Raw genomic sequence first — 21,131 nt, forward strand, 5'->3', positions numbered from 1 at the left:
TTTAAATACTTTTGCATAAAAATTTTATATTATGACATTTCAGGAATTACAACCTAAAATAAGTGCTATTATAGCTGACGCAAATACAGTGAAAGACGAAAAATTATTAGCTGTTTGCCAATTGTTAAACGAAAATGTTGAATATTATAACTGGGTTGGATTTTATTTTGCCAATCATGAAAACAAAACCTTGCATTTAGGTCCTTATGCAGGTGCTGAAACTGATCATACCGTAATTCCGTTTGGAAAAGGAATTTGCGGACAGGTTGCAGAAAGCAATGCTAATTTTGTTGTTCCTGATGTTATGGCTCAGGATAATTATATTGCCTGCAGCCTTACAGTGAAATCAGAAATAGTGGTCCCTTTATTTGTCAACGGACAAAATATTGGTCAAATTGACATTGACAGTCATGTTATAGATCCTTTTACAGAAGCTGACGAAAGATTTTTAGAGTTTGTAAATCAAGAAGTTGCTACGCTTTATTAAAAAATAACATCCATAAAACAGTAAAAAAAGATTATTTTTCGCTTAAATTGTTTAATCTTTAAATTTTTCAATCTTTTAAATTTATTTTTTCAAAAAAAAGATGTATTTTTGCACCCGTCTTACAAAAGATGTACGACATACATAAAAATCATTAAATAATATTGGAATGTATTTAACTAAAGAAAAGAAAGAAGAGATTTTCGCACAACACGGTGAAGCAACAAACACTGGAAAAGCTGAAGCTCAAATCGCATTGTTTACTTACAGAATTAGTCACTTAACTGAGCACTTGAAAAAAAATCGTCATGATTATAACACAGAGCGTTCATTAGTACTGTTAGTAGGTAAAAGAAGATCGTTGTTAGATTACTTGAAAAAGAAAGAGATCAACAGATATCGTGAGATTATCAAAGTATTGAATATCAGAAAATAATCAATATAGAAAAGAGGTGCGAAAGTGCCTCTTTTTGTTTTTACAGATTATATATATTACAAGCATTTTTAAAAAGAAAAAAAGTTTGGTTTTTCATTGGGTTTTAGATTAACAACAACTACACACAACAACTACAACACAACTAAAACCCATTGTATAACCAATAAGGAAAAAATTTATGATTCCACAATTATTTGTAGAAAGTATCGATTTAGGTGATGGCAGAAGCATCACAATCGAGACAGGCCGTTTAGCCAAACAAGCTGACGGTTCTGTAGTAGTAAGAATTGGAAAAACTGTTATTTTAGGTACAGTTGTTTCCGCAAGAAAAGCAAGTCCGGGTATCGACTTTTTACCACTAACGGTAGATTATCGTGAGAAATTTGCAGCAGCAGGTCGTTTTCCTGGAGGTTTCTTCAAAAGAGAAGCTCGCCCAAGTGATAGCGAAGTATTAACAATGAGATTAGTTGACCGTGTTTTACGCCCACTTTTCCCAAGTGATTATCACGCAGAAGTTCAGGTTATGATTCAGTTAATGTCTCATGACGATGAAGTTATGCCAGACGCTCTAGCAGGATTAGCAGCTTCGGCAGCACTTGCTTTGTCTGACATTCCTTTTGAAACTTTAATTTCTGAAGCCAGAGTTGGAAGAATTGACGGTAAATTCATCATCAATCCATCTCGTGCACAACTAGAATTATCTGATATTGATATGATGATTGGAGCTTCGACTGATTCTATCGCAATGGTAGAAGGAGAAATGAAAGAAATCTCAGAAGCTGAAATGTTAGAAGCAATTAAATTTGCCCACGAACATATTAAAGTACAAATTGCTGCTCAGGAAAGACTGGCTGCTGCTTTTGGAAAAAAAGAAGTTCGTACTTATGAAACTGAAAAAACAGACGACGCTATTTATGCAAAAGTAAAAGCAGCGGCCTATGATAAAATTTACGCTATTGCAAGTAAAGGTTCAGCTAAACATGAACGTTCAGCTGCATTTGATGCTGTAAAAGAGGAAGTAAAAGCATTATTTACAGAAGAAGAATTGGCAGAAAACGGCGATTTAGTTGCTAAATATTTCTACAAAACTAATAAAGAAGCTGTTCGTAATGTAACTTTAGATTTAGGAACTCGTCTTGACGGAAGAAAAACTACAGAAATCAGACCAATCTGGTGTGAAGTAGATTATTTACCATCTGTTCACGGTTCAGCATTGTTTACACGTGGAGAAACCCAAGCTTTGGCAACAGCAACTTTAGGAACATCCAGAGAAGCCAACCAAATTGATTCTCCATCAGAACAAGGAGAAGAAAAATTCTATTTGCACTATAACTTCCCTCCATTTTCTACAGGAGAAGCTCGTCCATTAAGAGGAACTTCAAGAAGAGAAGTTGGACATGGAAACTTAGCACAAAGAGCATTGAAAAACATGATTCCTGCTGAAAACCCATACACTATCAGAGTCGTTTCTGAAGTATTAGAATCAAATGGATCGTCTTCTATGGCTACGGTTTGTGCCGGAACATTAGCTTTAATGGATGCCGGTATACAAATGATTCGTCCGGTTTCAGGAATTGCAATGGGATTGATTACTGATGGAGATCGTTTTGCCGTTTTATCTGATATTTTAGGTGATGAAGATCATTTAGGAGATATGGATTTCAAGGTAACCGGAACTTCAGTAGGTATTACAGCTTGTCAAATGGATATCAAAATTGACGGACTGAAATACGAAATCATGGAGCAAGCTCTGGCTCAGGCCCGTGATGGACGTTTGCATATTTTAGGAAAATTACTTGAAACTCTTGCACAACCAAATGCAGACGTTAAAGCACATTCTCCAAAAATCATTACCAGAACTATTCCTGGAAACTTTATTGGGGCATTAATTGGACCTGGTGGAAAAGTAATTCAGGAATTACAAAAAGCTACCGGAACAACTATCGTGATCAATGAAGTAAACGAAGAAGGTGTTATTGAAATTTTAGGTACAGATCCTGCCGGAATTGAAGCGGTATTAGCTAAAATCCAATCTATCACTTTCAAACCAGCAATGGGAGAAGCCTACGAAGTTAAAGTAATCAAAATGCTTGACTTTGGAGCAGTGGTAGAATATACAGCAGCACCAGGAAATGAAGTTTTACTTCACGTATCTGAATTAGCATGGGAACGTACTGAAAATGTTACAGATGTAGTAAACATGGGTGATATCTTTCAAGTAAAATACCTTGGTCTTGATCCTAAAACGAGAAAAGAAAAAGTGTCAAGAAAAGCGCTTATGCCAAGACCTCCACGTGAGGAGAAAAAAGAGTAATCAGATCTTAGTTTACTAAAGGTTTATTTATAGAAAACCCCAATTCATTTAGTTGAATTGGGGTTTTCGTTTTAAAAAATTATTAATTGTAAATAGTGATCCTGATTAAGACTTACCCATTTTATGCAAATGTGTAAAATGCAAAAACATCATTTCAAATAATATTTTATGATGATATGGCTGTATATACTCTTTTGTAGTTTCTTATTATAGTATTTATTTCACTGTAGTTGGTATGGCAGATATTGGAAAAAAGATGATGTGTTGCATAACAATTCGAACCTTCCTTAAAAGGGAACAAAATTTATTTTACAATCATGCAATTCGAAAATAGATTATTACATGGGAAAAATAAATTCTCAAGTCGATTTTTTTTTAAAATATTTCTAAAACTTTTGTAACTTTTTCACAACTCCTTACGTATAACAATCTGTACACTTTAAAATAAGGAGACAATACAATGAGACAACTTAAAATCACCAAGCAGGTAACCAATCGTGAAACTGCATCATTAGACAAATACCTACAAGAAATTGGAAAAGTTGACCTAATTACCGCTGATGAAGAGGTAGAATTAGCACAAAGAATAAAGGCCGGTGATCAAAAAGCTTTAGAAAAACTTACAAAAGCCAACCTACGTTTTGTTGTATCGGTTGCTAAACAATATCAAAACCAGGGATTAACACTTCCTGATTTAATTAACGAAGGGAACTTAGGTTTAATTAAAGCGGCTCAACGTTTTGATGAAACTCGTGGTTTCAAATTTATCTCTTACGCAGTTTGGTGGATTCGTCAATCGATTCTTCAGGCTTTGGCAGAACAATCACGTATCGTTCGTTTACCATTAAACAAAATTGGTTCTATCAATAAAATCAACAAAATGTATGCGTTATTAGAGCAATCTAACGAACGCCCGCCTTCTGCTGAAGAAATTGCAAAAGAATTGGATATGACGGTAAATGATGTAAAAGAGTCAATGAAAAACTCTGGACGTCACTTATCTATGGATGCGCCCCTTGTTGAAGGTGAAGATTCTAACCTTTATGACGTTTTACGTTCCGGAGAATCTCCAAACCCTGACAGAGAATTAATCCATGAATCATTACGTACTGAAATTGAGCGTTCATTAGAGACATTAACTCCCAGAGAGGCTGATGTTGTTCGTTTGTATTTTGGTCTTGGAGATCAACACCCAATGACTTTAGAAGAAATTGGAGAAACTTTCGACTTAACTCGTGAACGTGTTCGTCAGATTAAAGAAAAAGCAATCCGAAGATTAAAACATACTTCAAGAAGTAAAATCCTTAAAACATATTTAGGCTAATTAGTCTTAAGTTAGAAAGTTTATAACGTCCAAAAGTCTCTTTTGACTTTAGACATTTGACTTTCGACTAACAGTAAACAACAGTTTGATTGACTGTTCGTTTTTTGATTGATGATTGAAACTCCGGCTGATTACCGGAGTTTTTTATTTTTTATAATTACCTTTGCAAAAAATAATACAACACAACTACAAAATGAAGAATACACTTATTGCTCCTTCTGTTCTGGCAGCTGATTTTGCCAATTTACAACGTGATATCGAGATGATTAACAACAGTCAGGCTGATTGGTTTCATATTGATATTATGGATGGGGTTTTTGTTCCGAATATTTCTTTCGGAATGCCTGTTTTAGAGGCTATCTCAAAACATGCTAAAAAAACTATCGATGTACATTTGATGATTCTTGATCCCGATCGATATATTAAAACTTTTGCTGATTTAGGAGCAAATATTCTAAGTGTACACTATGAGGCTTGCACACATTTGCACAGGACCTTACAAGCTATCAAAGCCGAAGGAATGAAAGCAGGAGTTGCCATTAACCCTCATACCAGCATAGATTTATTAGAGGACATAATTAACGATATTGATTTAGTTTGTATCATGAGCGTGAATCCTGGTTTTGGTGGACAATCATTTATCGAAAATACTTATGATAAAGTAAAAAAACTGAAGGCACTGATTACTCGTAAAAACGCCTCAACCCTTATAGAAATTGATGGTGGAGTAACTAATAAAAATGCCAAACAATTAGTAGAAGCTGGTGCTGATGTATTAGTTGCCGGAAGTTTTGTTTTTAAAGCAGAAAACCCAACCACAACTATTGCTGACTTAAAAATCCTTACTGCTTTTTAAGTTTTTTAAATTTGGAAAGAAATCAATTCCTGTCATTTTTTCAAGCGTTTCAATAGAAACCACAAACTCATAAATTCCTTTCTGGCTTTTTTCATTGGGAACTAAAAAAGCAATTGCTTTGTGTTCTTTACCCGATTTGGTCAGGACAATTTTATAAAAATATTCAGGAACAGAAACCTCTTCTGTTCCTATTTTTTTATCTGATTCTTTTAAAACACCACCCGTTACTATATAAAGATTGTTGTATTTGCCTGTCCAATAACGTACTTTATTTTCTAATCGATTCCAAATTCCACTATTGAAATCATGGTTTTGAGGTGATATATTCGAAGTGTAGAATGTATCGTTAAAAGCATTTTTATCAAACTCCATATCTCCGGCAGGACAAAGATGTCCTTTATCGTACCCGGATTTTTTGTAATTTCTCCAATCTGCAGAACCAGTAACAACTTTTGGATCCTGGACAAAATAAGGCCTCTTAAAATCATTATTTTTCAGATATTCCTTCTTTAACTCATACGCAACCCATTCAGCCTGTTCAAATTTTTCATTGTATGACAATGTATAATAATTATGTTTTACAATTTGCTTGGTTGTTGAAGTTGGTAAATAAGCAACCGTATAGACAGAAGTTGTATTTTCCTGATCTGAAATAAAATGAGTTTGCTGATGATTTTGCAATAATTCATTTTTAACTTCTTTTTTACAAGAAAATAATATCGAAAAAATTAAAAATAAAACAATATTCTTTTTCATTTTTTTAGATACAAATAAAAAACGCTCCAAATCTTTCAGTTTTGGAACGTTTTAAAGTTTATTTTAAAATTATGATTTTGCCAATTTATCCTTTTTCATTTTATTTGAAATAGTGGGCTTAGGAACTTCTTTTGATTGTAAATCATCTAATACATTTAATGCTTCTTCTACATAAACATCTTTAGATAAAGCCTGATGCCAAATATCTCTTTTTTCTTTTAAAGCTGCATCTTTTAATATTTCCGCTTGCTCGTACGGTAAAGATCTAAAAACTAAATTGTTTTTATAGTCTGTAATTGGTTTATACTTTTTACCCTCATTTTCAACTTGTGTCTGAGTTTCTTTGAAGCTATTAATATTTAAACTATAAGTATTCTCTTTACTCTTAACATCTATCCATTTAGCATTGTCCTCGATTAATTTAAATTGAGGGTTTTGAGAAATCCTAAGTTTGCTGTTTACTATAGCCTGATTAAAGTTTTCATTAGAATTCCATACATTATACTGTGCCTGGTCAATTTTATCCCAAGGCATTGCATTATCAATATCACGCTCTCCCATTTTCAAATAACTGTAACGGTCCGGCATTACAATGTCACTCTTCACTCCTTCCAACTGTGTAGAACCGCCATTGATTCTGTAAAACTTTTGAGCTGTTGCTTTTAAAGCACCAAAATCTCCAAATTCACTATTACGAACAAACTGATTCAAATCGATAACTGTTTGTACTGTACCTTTTCCATAAGTTTGTTTGCTTCCAATAACTATACCTCTCTTATAATCCTGAATTGCAGCAGCTAAAATCTCTGAAGCTGAAGCTGAAAAACTGTTAACCATTATTACTAATGGGCCATCCCACTCTATTTTTTTGTCTTTATCATACAAAACTTCTTTCTTCCTTCCGGCAGATTTAACCTGAACTATTGGACCTTCTTCTATAAATAATCCTGCAATATCAACAACTGTTGATAGTGAACCTCCACCATCATCACGAACATCCAATACAATTCCGTTGATATTTTCTTTTTTCAGTCTTTCCACCTCTAAAGCAATATCTTTTCCGGCATCGCGACCGTCTTTATTTTCAAAATCAATATAAAATTTAGGCAAATAAATAACCCCGTATTTCAGTCCATTTTTTTCAACAATACTGGATTTTGCATAGGTTTCTTCAATTTCAACCACATCTCTTATGATTGATATAACTTTGATTGTCCCGTCTACTTTTTTGACAGTTAACCTAACCTCAGTTCCTTTATGTCCCTTGATTTTTTTAACCACATCATCCAGACGCATTCCGACAACATCAACAGGTTCATTATTTCCTTGTCCAACTTTTAAAATCAAATCACCGGATTCTAATTCTTTTCCTTTCCACGCAGGTCCTCCAGATATCAATTCATCAATTTGAGTAAAATCATTCTTCTTAGTCAAGCGAGCACCAATACCTTCTAATTTACCACTGATATTAACATCAAAACGATCTTTTTCTTCCGGGGCGAAATAGCTTGTGTGTGGATCAAAACGAGACATGATTGAATTTACATATACAGAAAACCAATCCCCTTTATTCAAATCTTTTATAAGACTAAAATTATCATCTAATGATTTTAGGGAACTTTCACGTGTTTCTTTCTCTAATGCCTCAAAAGATTTCATTTTGTAACCTGCATCTTTTTTCTGCTTATCCTCTTCCAGTTTTTGTTTTGTAACAAGAGAGGAAAGTGTCGATAATTTAATTTGTTTTCTCCATCTTTCATTAATTTCACCCAGATTACTTGCATACGGAATTTTCTCATAATCCGCATTAAAAGTTTCGTCAACATTATAATTAATAGGTTGGGCTAAAATAGTTTTATATCTTTTTTTGCTTTCTTCCATACGCTTCATTAATCTTGTATAAGTAAGATTAAAAAAGGTCAAATCCTTATTTAGAAACTGATCATCCAACATCAGTTCATATTGTTTGAACTCATCAATATCAGATTGCAGAAAAAAACGTTTTGAAGGATCCAAAGCTTCTATATAATCTTTGAAGATTCCTTTAGAAAACGCATCATCTATTACTGGAGGATTATAATGTCCTTTTTCTATGACAAACGCAAGTAATTCTAAAAGCATTTTATCCTTATTTGGATCTGGATCTGTTGTTTTACCTGCATTAACTTTGAATGCAAACAAGGTTACAGACAAGCATAATACGGCTATGAGTATTTTATAATTTCGTTTCATAAATTCAATAATAGCATTCATCAATTTTTTAAATCTAAGTTATGGTAAAAACTAAGCTGTTATAGCCAAGTCTACTATAATTTTTTGTTAAAGATATAAAAATGTTTGACTCTTGAAAAGCTTAGATAATTTAGTTGACATTTTTTTTTTATTTGTTAGGATTCTACAAAAATCTGTCACTACATTTGTTTTCAAAATCTTACATTCCCTAAAATCAAAGCAATAATCCTGCCATGAAAAACAGCAAGCCACTTATATTAGTAACCAATGATGATGGTATTTCGGCACCCGGAATAAAAGCTTTAATAGAGGTTATGACAACTATTGGAGAAGTAATTGTAGTAGCGCCTGATAAGCCACAAAGTGCCATGGGACATGCCATTACAATAAACAATACATTATATCTGGATAAAATTTCAAAAGAAAATGATCCTATTGACAAATATAGTTCCTCCGGAACCCCTGTTGATTGTGTAAAATTTGCAGTTAATGAAATTTTGAAAAGAAAACCTGATATATGTGTATCCGGAATTAATCATGGTTCTAATTCATCCATAAATGTAATTTATTCCGGAACGATGAGTGCAGCTGTTGAAGCAGGAATTGAAGGAATACCTGCAATTGGATTTTCGCTATTGGATTATGATTGGAATGCTGATTTTGAACCTGTCAAATCTTTTGTAAAAAAAATAGTTTTACAAACACTAAAAAACAAATTACCTGAAGGCGTAATTTTGAATGTAAATTTTCCGAAATTGAAAGAAAACGACATTAAGGGAATAAAAATTTGTCGTCAGGCGAAAGCATATTATTCTCAAAAATTCGATAAAAGACAAACGCCGTCCGGAAAAGATTATTACTGGCTTGCAGGTGAATTTGTGAATCAGGACAAAGGTGAAGATACGGATGAGTGGGCGTTAGAAAACGGCTATATTTCTGTAGTTCCCGTTCAATTTGACTTAACAGCGCATCACACGATACAGCAACTTAACAATTGGAATCTAAATGAATAAAAAAGACATATTTACAGGTTTTATTATTGGAATTTTAACTTCATTATTAGGCAGCTATTTGTTTATTACCTTCTTTACCAAATTCGATATATCATCTGGAATTCTAACCATTAAAGAAAGTGGGTACTTAGGAAAAGTAATCACTTTGGGTACCATTCTAAATCTAGGCGTTTTTTTTAAAAAAAATTATGAATTCATGGCTCGTGGTATTATTTTAGCCGTGATTATCCTGGCTATTTCTACCTTATTTATATAAATCTTATCTTTACCAATAAAATTACTTAGTGTGACAACAGGCATACTTTCAAAAATAATAATATGAAATATTACATTATTGCAGGTGAAGCTTCCGGAGATTTACATGGATCCAATTTAATGAAAGCGTTGTATGAAGAAGATTCTCAGGCTGAAATTAGATTTTGGGGAGGTGATTTAATGGAAAAAACAGGCGGAACTTTAGTAAAACACTATCGCGATTTAGCATTTATGGGCTTTGTAGAAGTAATTTTTAACCTGAAAACCATTTTAAGCAATATAAAAATCTGCAAAAAAGACATTGCCAAATTTAAACCAGATGTTTTAATTTTTATAGACTATCCTGGTTTCAATATGCGGATTGCTAAATGGGCTAAAACATTAGGTTACAAAACTCATTATTATATTTCTCCTCAAATTTGGGCATGGAAAGAGAACAGAATCAAAGCCATCAAGCAAGATGTCGATAAAATGTTTGTGATTTTGCCTTTTGAAAAAAACTTTTATGAAGACAAACATCAATTTCCAGTTGAGTTCGTTGGACATCCTTTAATCGATGCCATCCAAAATCAGCCAAAACTTGATGAAAATGTTTTTAGAACAGAAAACCAATTAACCGAAAAACCAATTATTGCCGTTCTACCCGGAAGCCGCAAGCAGGAAATTACCAAAATGTTAAGTGTAATGCTAAGTGTCGTGGACGACTTTAAAAACTATCAATTTGTAATTGCCGGAGCACCCAGTCAGGATTTTGAATTTTATCAACAATTCATCACCAATAAAAACATTAAATTTATTTCGAATAAAACCTATGATTTGCTTCGCTGCTCGACAGCTGCATTAGTAACTTCCGGAACTGCCACTTTAGAAACCGCTCTCTTTAAAGTTCCTGAAGTAGTTTGCTACAAAGGAAGCTGGGCTTCCTATCAAATTGCGAAACGTATTATAACATTAAAATATATTTCGCTTGTCAATTTAATTATGGATGAGGAAGTTGTAACAGAATTAATACAGGATAACTGTAACACCAAACGCATTAAAGAAGAACTCAAAAAATTACTAGAGCCAACATATCGTAAAGAATTATTGAAAAATTATGATATTTTAGAGCAAAAACTAGGTGGAAGCGGTGCAAGCAAAAAAACAGCAAAACTAATTATGGCAGATTTAAAACAAGTCTAAAAATTTTGTTTTGAAAAAAATACTCCTTTTATTATTTTTATCGACTCTGGTGATTTCTTGTAAATCAACATCGGCAACAGCGTCCAAAAAAGAGAAACGAGAAACTAAAAACCTCATTTTTAACTTAATTGAAACTGCTACAGATCATATAGGCGCGCCTTACAAAGCAGCAGGAACAACCAAAAAAGGTTTTGATTGCTCAGGTTTGGTATTTACAACCTTTGCGTCTGAAAATATAAAACTTCCCCGAAGTTCGTATGAGCAATCAAAAATTGGAAAAACAATAAAATTTGATGATGCCAAAAAAGGCGATTTGATTTTTTTTAAAACAAATAAAAGCAAACAGATTAACCATGTTGGGCTTATTATTGAAATTAATAAAACCGAAATCAAATTTGTACATTCTTCAACTTCAAAAGGCGTAATTATATCTTCGACAAAAGAACCCTATTATAAAAATTCTTTCGTACAAATTAATCGAATTGTTGAATAGCCTTCAATTAATTAAATAAATATAATTTTCTTACAAATTTTTTAATACTTTTAGAAAATGAAAGTATTACAATTTCCCTTGACAAAAATTACTATAAGTTTCATTATTGGAATTTTGGTTTCATATTGCTGGCAAATCTCTATAGCTGTAACAATTGTTGCCATAGCTGTTCAAATAATAGCATTGATTATTTTTTATCATTTATCCAGAAAAAACAAAAAAATAAATCTGTTTTTTGGCATACTGACTTATTTTATATTCTTTTTTCTTGGCATCATGACATTATTATTCCACACAGAATCATTATATAAATCTAATTATATACATTCTAAAAGTGCTTTTGAAGAAACTCAACTTGTGACTCTAATAATTCGTGAAAAATTAAAAAGCAACGATTTTAATAATCGATATATTGCTAATATAAATTCAATAGGAAAGAAATTATACTCCGGTAAAATTATATTGAATGTGGAGAGTGACAGCACCTCAAATTCACTGATAGTTGGCAATATCATTCAAACAAAAACCACTTTACAACACAATAGCTTTCCTAAGAATCCCAATCAATTTAATTACTCCAATTATCTGAAAGACAAACAAATTTATGCTCAGATATACACAACTAAAGCTGACATCCGGATTAATGAAAAAATCAAAAAAGACATTTGGTATTATGCTGCAAAATTACATTCCAGGATACTGCACAATCTCGAAAAAAGTCATTTTGCTAAAACTGAGATGAATGTTGCGCTAGCTTTAATTTTGGGTCAGCGTCAGGAAATTTCATCCAATATAATTCAGGATTATCAATTTTCAGGAGCAACACATGTCCTTTCGGTTTCAGGATTGCATGTCGGTTTTATTATGCTGTTTATTTCTTTTATTTTAAAGCCTATCCCAAATACACGGAAAGGGTCATTTATAAAATTAGTGGCTATTCTAAATTCATTATTTATTTTTGCCATAATATCAGGTTTATCACCATCTGTTTTACGTTCAGTCGTAATGTTTTCTTTTTTAGCCATTGGAAATCATCTACGAAGAAGTGGAAATACCTATCACACTTTATTAGTTTCAATATTATTGATTTTACTTTTCGAACCTTATTTTTTGTTTGATATTGGTTTTCAATTAAGTTATCTCGCTCTGTTCTTTATACTTTGGCTCCAGCCATTATTAAAAAACATATGGTCACCAAAAAATAAAATCACTTCTTATATTTGGGATGTTTTAACGGTTTCATTTGCTGCACAAATCGGTACACTTCCACTTTGTCTTTATTATTTTCATCAATTTCCGGGATTATTCTTCGTTACTAATATTATCATTATCCCAATTTTATCTTTCATTATGATTATTGGAATCATAGTAATGCTGGTAGCCATTTTTAAAACACCTCCCTTAATTTTAATTGAAATTTTTGAGAAGAGTATTTACTTGTTAAACAAGTCAATTCATTTTGTAGCTTCTTTTGAGTCTTTTATAATTCATGATATCAGCTTCAATTCTTACTATTTAGTTACATTCTACTTATTAATAATCTCAACTATTATTTGGTTGAAAAACCCAAATTATACTAAGTTCATTATTGTAATGATCTCAGTCATTTTTCTACAATTTTCTTTTGTCATTACAAGAAAAGAAACAGAAAGCATTCATGAATTGATTGTTTATAACCTGAAGAAAAAAACGCTAATATCTGAAAGAAATGGAAGATGCATTACGCTTTTTAGTAATGATAACCCAATTAGGAAAGAATCAAATAGTACCATTTTAAACTCTTATTTGGTTAGTAATTTTGGTGTTGTAGAAAAGAAAAGAAAAATTAGAAATACGCTTTTTTTTAATTTCAAAAAAATTTCAATAATTGATAGTACGGGGATTTATCAAAAAAGGATTCAGCCTGATATCTTATTATTAATTGAATCGCCGAAAATTAATTTAGAACGCATCCTGAAAGATTTACATCCGAAAATAATTGTTGCAGATGCTTCCAACTCTTATTCAGTTCAAAAACTTTGGAAAGAAACTTGTCTGAAACAAAAAATCCCTTTTCACTCGACCAGAGAAAAAGGATTCTATAAATTAAATCAATAAAAGTTCAACCTTAGGGATGCAAAATCTCATTGGATTCTACTATCCATACTTTGGGACCACCTGATATATATCCGATCTTACCTAGTGCATTAAAAGTAGTCTTACCTTTTTTGCTTGTAGCCATTGCAAAACAAATTTGTGGCAATTCAACCACTCCAAAGGCATTTTTGACTTTTAAATTTTGATCTCTTTCTGCTTGAGAAATTACATTATTAGACAAATCTAGTTTTACTAAAACGACATTATCTCTTGACCAAACAGCAAAATCCAGAGTTTCAAAAATTTCTGATTGAATTTTCTCTGACATCCCTGATGCCGTAAAAAAAATCAATAGTGGTTTTTTTTGTTCGTTACTAATTACAATAGCTTCATTTAAATTTGTTTTCCAAACTAAATTTTGCGAATGCATTAAAAATGGACCTAAAAAAAACAGTAGGGCAACTAAATTTCGGGTCATAATAAGTAGGGTTTAATTGTAATAATTCAACTAAATTAACATAATACATGAACCAAACAAGTGTTTTTTTGACAAAAATTTAAAATATATTCAAAAAAATAGATTTCATCAATATAAACTCGAAATTTTATGAAAATAAAAAAAATTAGTTCTTAAAATTTTACACTCTTCATCGTGACAATTCTTATTTCATAAAAAAATCCCCTTTCGCTAGACCCGAAAAAAGGGATTCTACAAATTAAGTTAAAAATTAGGTTCCATTATGTTATTCACTTGGATGTAAAATTTCATCAGATTCGGAAATCCATGATTTTGCCCCTCCTGGTTTATACCCTATTTTACCAAGTGCCTGAAATGTTGTTTTATTTTTTCTGATAGAAGCACTCGCAAAACAAACCTCTGGTAATTCCTGAACTCCAAAAGCATTTTTAAGTTTGACATTTTGCTCCTTATCATAATCTGAAACGGCATTATCTGATAAGTCCAGCTTTACCAAAATAACATTATCTCTTGACCATACTGCAAAATCGGGCGTTTTAAACACTTCGTTCTGAAGGTTATCGGGAGCAGTTGAAGCAGTAAAAAAAATCAACATTGGCTTTCTTTGTGCATTACTTGCATTGATAGCATCGTCCATACTTGTTTTCCAAACTATATTTTGGGCTTGGAATGAAATTGGTCCTAAAAAGAAAATTAATAGAAGTAATTTTTTTATCATAATATATAAGGTTAGGTTAGTTAGCATTACGAAATTAACATTATATTTTAATTGCACAAGGATTTTTAATATTAAAATTACACTATGTGTTTTTTTTATTCCTTTTAATTGCCAAAATCTAATTTTTTAACTAATCAATCAAATAATTAGTATCTAGTTTTCTTACTAAACAAAAAAATCCCTTCACAATTTTCATTATGAAGGGATTCGTAATTCGTTCTGAAAAATAATTTACATCTTCTGAGATTTAATAATTCCATCAGCAACTGTTAACCAAGCTGTTGGACCTCCTGCAACATAACCCGTTTGACCAAGACCTTTAAAATTTACTCTTCCATCTTTAGTCTCTGCATTGGTAAAATAAACAGTTGGAAATCCTTGTATCCCGAAAGCCTGCTGTAATTCGGCATTTTGGTTTTTAACTTCAGGAGCCTGGGCGGTTCTTCTAGGGTAATCCAACTCAACCAAAATTACATTTTCTTTAGCCCATTTTTGAAATTCAGGTGTTTTTAAAACTTCATTCTGCAGGCGGATACACCATCCACACCAATCGCTACCTGTGAAAAACATCAGCAAAGGTTTTTTCTCCTTATTGCTAATAGTTATTGCTTCCCTAATATCTGTATGCCAATTTAATTGCTTCGCCTGTTCGCTTACGCTCGAGTCCTGAGCTTTTGCGGCACAAGAAACTATTGTTAGAAATGCTAGTATAAATATCTTCTTCATATCTTATTTTTTTTCAAATGTAAACAAAAATAACATTTAAAATTATCGAACACCGTGCATTAATTTTCTAATAACCGGAGTCATTGCGATTGAAAACAAAGCAACCAAAATTGAAATAATAGTCAACATCCCAAAGAAATAGCTTAATCCGTGCTCATTTGCTATTTTATCAATATTTTCTCCAAACATGCCCGCACCTTTCATTCCGATAGCAACTGCCAAATACCAAACTCCAAACATAAAAGCAATCATACGGGCCGGCACCAATTTACTAACATATGAAAGCCCAACTGGCGAAATACACAATTCTCCCATAGTATGAAAAAGATAAACCAGTATCAACCAAATCATACTTACCGAAGCCGTTTTCGCACCTGGCTCTATACCATTTGCCCCAAAAGCCACACAAGCCATTCCTAATGCCAGCAACCCCATTCCGATACCGTATTTTACATTTGCAGAAGGGTTGTATTTACTTTCCCACCATTTTGAGAATAAGGGAGCCAAAGAAATAATGAATAATGAATTTAAGGTAGAAAACCACGTTGCCGGAACTTCTGTTAATGGCTCCGTTACTTTCCTAATTTTTAATACCTCAAGCGTTGCATCAGACAGAGACAAATACCCCGCAGTATAATAATCTTTTGTGAGCATCCAGATTGCTATTGCCCAAATAATGATAAAACTAATACTCAAGATGATATTGGCAATGGCATATAATTTAAAAGTCTGTTTAAATAATAAAAACAAAACCCAGGTAATGATAACCAAAGGCATGATGGTAATCAATGAATTTACAACTAAAAAGATCATACTCCAATTTCCAACTAAAACACGATCTGTATAATCGTTAGCAAAAATGGTTAAACTGTTTGGAGACTGTTCAAAAATTGCCCAAAAGAAAATAGTCAGAAAAGCGAAGAAGGTAACTGCAATTAATTTTTCTTTGGTAATTTTAGAATACTGGGTAAATCTATAAACTAACAAAATAATAAAAACACCCAAAGCCGAAACTATCGCAATAGAGTTTCCATTTGAACCCAGGAAAGAAAAAAGATTCACTTTTCCTCCTGATATTTTTGATGCAGGATCATTTAAAAGCCATAACAAAGCTAAAATTGCAGAAAAAGCTATTGCCGCCAACTGTAATGGGGAGAAAGGATTTCTTTTGTCCATATCCAAGGCTTCTGCTTTCGCTTTACTATCCTTATTTGGTTTTAAACCTATATCTCCAAAGATATTTTGTGACAGCCAAAACTGCAACATCCCAAAGAACATAAAAATTCCTGCCAATCCAAAACCATAACTCCACCCTACTTTTTCTCCTAAATATCCACAAAGTAAAATTCCGAAAAAAGCGCCTGCATTTACACCCATATAAAATAATGTATAAGCTCCGTCTTTCTTCTCAGGACGATCTTTATACATTTCTGAAACGATAGAAGTCATATTAGGCTTGAAAAAACCATTTCCAAAAACCAATAACACCAGCCCTAAATAGATAGAAAATTCTGTCTCAACCGCCATCGATGCATGCCCCAGTGTCATTAAAACTGCCCCTACAACAACTGCCCATCGAAAACCAATTATCTTATCAGCAAAATAACCTCCTAACATGGTAGACAAATAAACCAATCCTACATAAGAACCAAAAAGCGCAGAAGCATTTTCACGAGTCCATCCCCAACCACCATTTACAAAAGAAGTGGTTAAAAATAATATTAACAAGGAACGCATTCCGTAAAATGAAAAACGTTCCCACATTTCTGTAAAAAACAAAACGAATAAACCGGCAGGATGGCCTAAAACGGTACTTTTGAAGAATTGGTCTGTATTGTTCTGGCTCATTTATGTTAATTATTTAATTCTTTATCGACTCCGTGCATTAATTTTTTGATTACTGGTGAAAGTGCAAATAATACAACTCCAAAACCAATTCCTGTATAGAAAAGATATTCAAAAAGCACTAAGTAACTTTGCTTTGCTAAATTTAAATCAGGGGCAGTACCATTAGACGTATCAACTGAAGCAATATTAGCTAAAATAGAGGCAATAAATTCAGAACTTGCAGTGGCCAAAAACCAAACTCCCATCATAAAACCTACGATTTTCACAGGAGCTAATTTCGTAACTGCTGAAAGCCCAACAGGAGACAAACATAGTTCGCCACAAGTATGTAAAAAATAGGTAAGAATTAACCAAATCATAGCTACTTTTCCAAGTCCTGATAAGCTAATACCCAAAACCAAAGAACCAAAACCTAATCCTACAAGTAACAATGCCAAAGAAAATTTCACGGCAGTATTTGGATTATACTTCCCAAGTTTTACCCATAACCAGGCAAAAACAGGTGCTAATAAAATAATAAATAAGGCATTAAAACTTAGAAATTGTCCAGCTGAAATGGTGTGTCCAAAAATTGTCCTGTCTAAAATTCTGTCAGCAAACAAATTTAATGATGTGTAAGCCTGCTCGAACAAAGCCCAGAAAATAACTGTAAAAACAATTAAAATTGTTAAAGCCATTAATTGTTCCCTGGCTTTTTTATCTAATTGAGTAATACTGTAATAAACTATATAGACAAATGAAACTGCACCAGCAATCATTAATGAATAGGAAACTACTTCATGACGCTGAACCATTTGCCAAAAAATCAAAGCAGATAAAACACTTACTGCATAAATTAGCCATTCGTTCTTTATGCCAAAAGATTTTTTTTCTAACAATTCGGGCACTTTTGATTCTCCCTTACCTTTCAATAATTTTCTTCCTGAAATAAAAGTCAGCAATCCAAAAAACATCCCTACACCGGCAGCCCCAAATCCGTAACTCCAGCCATATTTTTCTCCAAGCCAAACACATATTAAAGTAGCCAAAAAAGAACCCAGGTTTATCCCCATATAAAACAAAGTAAATCCGGAATCCCTTCTTTTATCACCAACCTGATACAATTCGCCTACCAATGATGAAATATTGGCCTTAAGAAAACCAACACCAACAATTATTAAAGAGAGTGAAAAATAAAATATCTGCAAAGCGGCATCATCCCTTGTGATTTCTCCAGTAACCGATTGTGTAGCGGCATTTCCTTCATAAGCCATTCCTAAATGACCCAACACAAGCATTATACCTCCAAAAACAATCGCTTTCCGGAAACCTAAATACCGGTCTGCTACAAAACCTCCAATTACCGGAACTGCATATACTAATGCAGCGTAACTACCAATCAATAAATTTCCGTTTATGTCCGTAAAAAGATGGTAACGTGTCAAGTAAAAAATCAATAATGCTTTCATTCCATAAAATGAAAAGCGTTCCCACATTTCTGTAAAAAATAATATAAAAAGTGCCCTTGGATGTCCAAAAAAATCTTCCTTATTTACTGAATCGTTTGTCATAAAGCGCTTTTGTTATAAATTTTCTTTGATAAAGTTAGTCATTTTATTATAAAGTTGAATTCTGGTTTTCCCACCATAAATACCATGATTTTTATCCGGATATATCTGAGAATCAAATTGTTTATTAGCCTGAATTAGCGCTTCAATCATTTGCATGGAATTTTGTACGTGTACATTGTCATCACCTGATCCGTGAATCAGTAAAAACTTTCCTTTTAATTTATCAACGTGATTTATTGGAGAGTTTTGGTCATATCCACTTGCATTTTCCTGTGGAGTCTGCATGTATCTTTCTGTGTAAACACTGTCATAAAAACGCCAGTTGGTTACCGGAGCAACCGCAATTGCCATTTTAAAAACATCGTTCCCCTGAAAAATACAGTTTGACGCCATGAAACCACCATAACTCCATCCGAAGATTCCAATTCTTGAAGCATCAACATACGGATAAGTCCCAATTACTTTTGCAGCATCAATCTGATCTTCTACTTCGTATTTTCCTAATTCTTTTTGGGTCATTTTTTTGAAATCAGCACCTTTAAAACCAGTTCCTCTTCCATCTACGCAAGCTACAATATAACCTTGCTGTGTTAGAGACAGAAACCAATAATCATCTGTATTGTTCCAATCGTTATTTACCTGTTGTGATCCCGGTCCTGAATATTGGTACATAAAAACCGGGTATTTTTTAGAAGGATCAAAATCTTTTGGTTTCAAAATCCATGCATTAAGTTCGTTTCCTTTAGCTGTTTTTAAAACGAAAAATTCTTTTGTTGGAAGATTGTATCCTTTCAATTTATCAGCAAGAGCTTTATTATCTTCAATCACCTGAATTTCTTTTCCGGTTTTTGCTTCGTTTAAAGTATAAGTCGTTGGCTGAGAAGCGCTTGAAAATGTATTAATGAAGAACTGGAAATTAGGACTAAAAGTCGCTGCGTTTGTTCCAGTATTTTTAGACAAACGTACTTTGTTTTTTCCGTCTAAGGCAATACTGTAAATATCTCTGTTGATAGAACCGTTTTCTGTAGATTGGTAGAAAACAGTTTTTGTTTTTTCATTGAAACCGTAGTAGGAGGTTACTTCCCAGTTTCCTTTTGTAACCTGATTTTTTAGTTTTCCGGTTTTATCATATACATAAATATGATTAAAACCGTCTTTTTCGCTTGTCCAGATAAAACTGTTATCTTTTAAGAATGTCAAATTGTCTGTAACGTCAACGTAAGCTTTGTCTTTTTCATTTAGTACCACTTTTGCCACTGCAGTTGTCCCGTCAACAAATAATAAATCAAGATTGTCCTGATGGCGATTTAAAACCTGAGCTGATAATACGTTATGATCATTTGTCCATTGTAACCTTGCAATATAAAAATCATTGTATTTTTCTAAATCAACTTTTTTAGCAGTATTATTGACCACATCGTAAAGGTGCAAGGAAACTTCAGAATTTTTTTCTCCTGCTTTAGGATATTTAAAAGTTTCAATTGTTGGATATAAATCTTTATGAAACATCGACATCGAAAATTCCGGGACCTTACTTTCATCAAATCGTATATAAGCCAACTTTTTACTGTCCTTACTCCAGTCAAATGCCCGGACAAAAGCAAATTCTTCTTCATAAACCCAATCTGTAATACCGTTGATAATTTCATTTTTCTTTCCGTCAGTAGTAATAGCAGTTGACTTTTTAGAAGCTACATCGTAAACGTATAAGTTATTCTCTTTCGCATAAGCTATTTTCGTTCCATCAGGCGAGAAAGTAGGTTCCTGAACCTGAAAATCAAAAAGCTTTGTTAGCGATTTGGTGGCAATATCATACAAAAAATAATCTGCTGTAAAAGAGTGGCGAAATATCAGATTCGAATTACTGGCAATTAAAATCTTCTTTTCTGTTGCATCAAAAGTATAACTATCAATTCCGTCAGCCAATTGCTTATGATTTTTAGTATCAATTAAATTTGCTGTTTTCTTTAGAGTTGCAAAATCATATAAATCAATCTGCATACTTCTGCTTCCCTGATCCACATTTAAAACAGTGTATTGATTCGTATTTTTTAAGGATTGCAGTTCGTCCATCCCTTTTGTACGAAATGTTCCATTGATTCCTTTTGTACGAAATGTTCCATCATAAATATTTTCGACAATAATTTTTTGCTGGCCAAAAACCGTTGCAACCAGAAATAAAAGTACTACAGTAACTTTACTTGTATTCATTCAGAATTATTTTAAATATAAAAAAGAGACCAATTTTAGTAAAAAAAATAAACATAATACACATTTTAAGTGTTAAATGTTAAAAAAAATAATAATTACCTGCTTCTGAAATTTTAAATTCATTGCAACAAAACTCTTAAAACGGTATCTTTGCCACAACATTATTATTTAATATACTG

18 protein-coding genes are annotated in these 21,131 nt (G+C 32.7%); 10 read left to right on the plus strand and 8 right to left on the minus strand.

The window, feature by feature from the left end:
- Window positions 1–31: 31 nt before the first annotated feature.
- The 5 genes from J2W48_RS00980 to rpe all read left to right on the plus strand — a co-directional run bounded on the left by J2W48_RS00980 (window position 32) and on the right by rpe (window position 5,414).
- Complete coding sequence (locus J2W48_RS00980) at window positions 32–487, plus strand: GAF domain-containing protein (RefSeq protein WP_310276715.1); 456 nt, start codon at window positions 32–34, stop codon at window positions 485–487.
- A gap of 166 nt (window positions 488–653) precedes the next feature.
- Complete coding sequence (gene rpsO, locus J2W48_RS00985) at window positions 654–920, plus strand: 30S ribosomal protein S15 (RefSeq protein ID WP_041516556.1); 267 nt, start codon at window positions 654–656, stop codon at window positions 918–920.
- A 178-nt stretch (window positions 921–1,098) separates the two neighbouring features.
- The gene (locus J2W48_RS00990) at window positions 1,099–3,234 is read left to right on the plus strand and encodes a polyribonucleotide nucleotidyltransferase (protein WP_310276719.1); all 2,136 of its coding nucleotides are present in this window, start codon (window positions 1,099–1,101) and stop codon (window positions 3,232–3,234) included.
- A gap of 460 nt (window positions 3,235–3,694) precedes the next feature.
- Window positions 3,695–4,558: a sigma-70 family RNA polymerase sigma factor gene (locus tag J2W48_RS00995; RefSeq protein WP_140508168.1), complete on the plus strand. Its 864-nt coding sequence runs from the start codon at window positions 3,695–3,697 to the stop codon at window positions 4,556–4,558.
- 193 nt (window positions 4,559–4,751) lie between these two features.
- Window positions 4,752–5,414: a ribulose-phosphate 3-epimerase gene (gene rpe / locus J2W48_RS01000; RefSeq protein WP_310276723.1), complete on the plus strand. Its 663-nt coding sequence runs from the start codon at window positions 4,752–4,754 to the stop codon at window positions 5,412–5,414.
- Here the strand turns inward: rpe and J2W48_RS01005 are convergent.
- Together J2W48_RS01005 and J2W48_RS01010 are read right to left on the minus strand one after the other, a co-directional pair.
- Entirely contained in the window at window positions 5,391–6,170 is a 780-nt protein-coding gene (locus J2W48_RS01005; RefSeq protein WP_310276725.1) for a DNA/RNA non-specific endonuclease, read from the minus strand. The genes rpe and J2W48_RS01005 overlap by 24 nt on opposite strands.
- A 69-nt stretch (window positions 6,171–6,239) precedes the next feature.
- Window positions 6,240–8,423: a carboxy terminal-processing peptidase gene (locus J2W48_RS01010; RefSeq protein WP_310276728.1), complete on the minus strand. Its 2,184-nt coding sequence runs from the start codon at window positions 8,421–8,423 to the stop codon at window positions 6,240–6,242.
- A gap of 212 nt (window positions 8,424–8,635) precedes the next feature.
- Between J2W48_RS01010 and surE the strand changes: the two genes are divergently transcribed.
- From surE to J2W48_RS01035, 5 genes are all read left to right on the plus strand, one after another.
- Window positions 8,636–9,415: a 5'/3'-nucleotidase SurE gene (gene surE, locus J2W48_RS01015; RefSeq protein WP_310276730.1), complete on the plus strand. Its 780-nt coding sequence runs from the start codon at window positions 8,636–8,638 to the stop codon at window positions 9,413–9,415.
- The gene (locus J2W48_RS01020; RefSeq protein ID WP_310276732.1) at window positions 9,408–9,671 is read left to right on the plus strand and encodes a hypothetical protein; all 264 of its coding nucleotides are present in this window, start codon (window positions 9,408–9,410) and stop codon (window positions 9,669–9,671) included. The genes surE and J2W48_RS01020 overlap by 8 nt, the downstream gene beginning before the upstream one ends.
- A 62-nt stretch (window positions 9,672–9,733) precedes the next feature.
- Complete coding sequence (gene lpxB, locus J2W48_RS01025; protein WP_310276734.1) at window positions 9,734–10,852, plus strand: lipid-A-disaccharide synthase; 1,119 nt, start codon at window positions 9,734–9,736, stop codon at window positions 10,850–10,852.
- Window positions 10,853–10,862: 10 nt separating this feature from the next.
- A complete protein-coding gene (locus tag J2W48_RS01030; RefSeq protein ID WP_310276735.1) occupies window positions 10,863–11,345 on the plus strand; it encodes a C40 family peptidase in 483 nt (160 codons plus the stop codon).
- Between the two features lie 57 nt (window positions 11,346–11,402).
- On the plus strand, window positions 11,403–13,442 hold the full coding sequence (locus J2W48_RS01035; protein WP_310276738.1) for a ComEC/Rec2 family competence protein: 2,040 nt from the start codon (window positions 11,403–11,405) through the stop codon (window positions 13,440–13,442).
- A 10-nt stretch (window positions 13,443–13,452) separates the two neighbouring features.
- Here J2W48_RS01035 and J2W48_RS01040 read toward each other — a convergent pair whose 3' ends face one another.
- From J2W48_RS01040 to J2W48_RS01065, 6 genes are all read right to left on the minus strand, one after another.
- Complete coding sequence (locus J2W48_RS01040) at window positions 13,453–13,899, minus strand: thioredoxin family protein (protein WP_310276740.1); 447 nt, start codon at window positions 13,897–13,899, stop codon at window positions 13,453–13,455.
- A gap of 265 nt (window positions 13,900–14,164) precedes the next feature.
- The gene (locus J2W48_RS01045) at window positions 14,165–14,617 is read right to left on the minus strand and encodes a thioredoxin family protein (RefSeq protein ID WP_310276743.1); all 453 of its coding nucleotides are present in this window, start codon (window positions 14,615–14,617) and stop codon (window positions 14,165–14,167) included.
- 231 nt (window positions 14,618–14,848) lie between these two features.
- Window positions 14,849–15,343: a thioredoxin family protein gene (locus J2W48_RS01050; protein ID WP_310276748.1), complete on the minus strand. Its 495-nt coding sequence runs from the start codon at window positions 15,341–15,343 to the stop codon at window positions 14,849–14,851.
- A gap of 42 nt (window positions 15,344–15,385) precedes the next feature.
- Window positions 15,386–17,191, minus strand: a complete 1,806-nt coding sequence (locus J2W48_RS01055) for a peptide MFS transporter (RefSeq protein ID WP_310276752.1) — start codon at window positions 17,189–17,191, stop codon at window positions 15,386–15,388.
- Between the two features lie 5 nt (window positions 17,192–17,196).
- Window positions 17,197–18,741 (minus strand): peptide MFS transporter, encoded by a 1,545-nt coding sequence (locus J2W48_RS01060; protein WP_310276755.1) that lies wholly within the window; start codon window positions 18,739–18,741, stop codon window positions 17,197–17,199.
- Window positions 18,742–18,753: 12 nt separating this feature from the next.
- Complete coding sequence (locus J2W48_RS01065; protein ID WP_310276758.1) at window positions 18,754–20,952, minus strand: S9 family peptidase; 2,199 nt, start codon at window positions 20,950–20,952, stop codon at window positions 18,754–18,756.
- Window positions 20,953–21,131 lie beyond the last annotated feature (179 nt).

Source organism: Flavobacterium piscis (genome assembly GCF_031457575.1).
GTDB classification, from domain to species: domain Bacteria; phylum Bacteroidota; class Bacteroidia; order Flavobacteriales; family Flavobacteriaceae; genus Flavobacterium; species Flavobacterium piscis_A.

Coding starts and splice junctions, on each gene's coding strand:
- J2W48_RS01040 (WP_310276740.1), bottom strand. CDS start 13,899: ATGACCCGAAATTTAGTTGCCCTACTGTTTTTTTTAGGTCCATTTTTA.
- J2W48_RS01055 (WP_310276752.1), bottom strand. CDS start 17,191: ATGAGCCAGAACAATACAGACCAATTCTTCAAAAGTACCGTTTTAGGC.
- J2W48_RS01035 (WP_310276738.1), top strand. CDS start 11,403: ATGAAAGTATTACAATTTCCCTTGACAAAAATTACTATAAGTTTCATT.
- J2W48_RS00980 (WP_310276715.1), top strand. CDS start 32: ATGACATTTCAGGAATTACAACCTAAAATAAGTGCTATTATAGCTGAC.
- J2W48_RS00995 (WP_140508168.1), top strand. CDS start 3,695: ATGAGACAACTTAAAATCACCAAGCAGGTAACCAATCGTGAAACTGCA.
- J2W48_RS01050 (WP_310276748.1), bottom strand. CDS start 15,343: ATGAAGAAGATATTTATACTAGCATTTCTAACAATAGTTTCTTGTGCC.
- lpxB (WP_310276734.1), top strand. CDS start 9,734: ATGAAATATTACATTATTGCAGGTGAAGCTTCCGGAGATTTACATGGA.
- J2W48_RS01045 (WP_310276743.1), bottom strand. CDS start 14,617: ATGATAAAAAAATTACTTCTATTAATTTTCTTTTTAGGACCAATTTCA.
- J2W48_RS01065 (WP_310276758.1), bottom strand. CDS start 20,952: ATGAATACAAGTAAAGTTACTGTAGTACTTTTATTTCTGGTTGCAACG.
- J2W48_RS01005 (WP_310276725.1), bottom strand. CDS start 6,170: ATGAAAAAGAATATTGTTTTATTTTTAATTTTTTCGATATTATTTTCT.
- J2W48_RS00990 (WP_310276719.1), top strand. CDS start 1,099: ATGATTCCACAATTATTTGTAGAAAGTATCGATTTAGGTGATGGCAGA.
- J2W48_RS01020 (WP_310276732.1), top strand. CDS start 9,408: ATGAATAAAAAAGACATATTTACAGGTTTTATTATTGGAATTTTAACT.
- rpsO (WP_041516556.1), top strand. CDS start 654: ATGTATTTAACTAAAGAAAAGAAAGAAGAGATTTTCGCACAACACGGT.
- rpe (WP_310276723.1), top strand. CDS start 4,752: ATGAAGAATACACTTATTGCTCCTTCTGTTCTGGCAGCTGATTTTGCC.
- J2W48_RS01060 (WP_310276755.1), bottom strand. CDS start 18,741: ATGACAAACGATTCAGTAAATAAGGAAGATTTTTTTGGACATCCAAGG.
- surE (WP_310276730.1), top strand. CDS start 8,636: ATGAAAAACAGCAAGCCACTTATATTAGTAACCAATGATGATGGTATT.
- J2W48_RS01010 (WP_310276728.1), bottom strand. CDS start 8,423: ATGAATGCTATTATTGAATTTATGAAACGAAATTATAAAATACTCATA.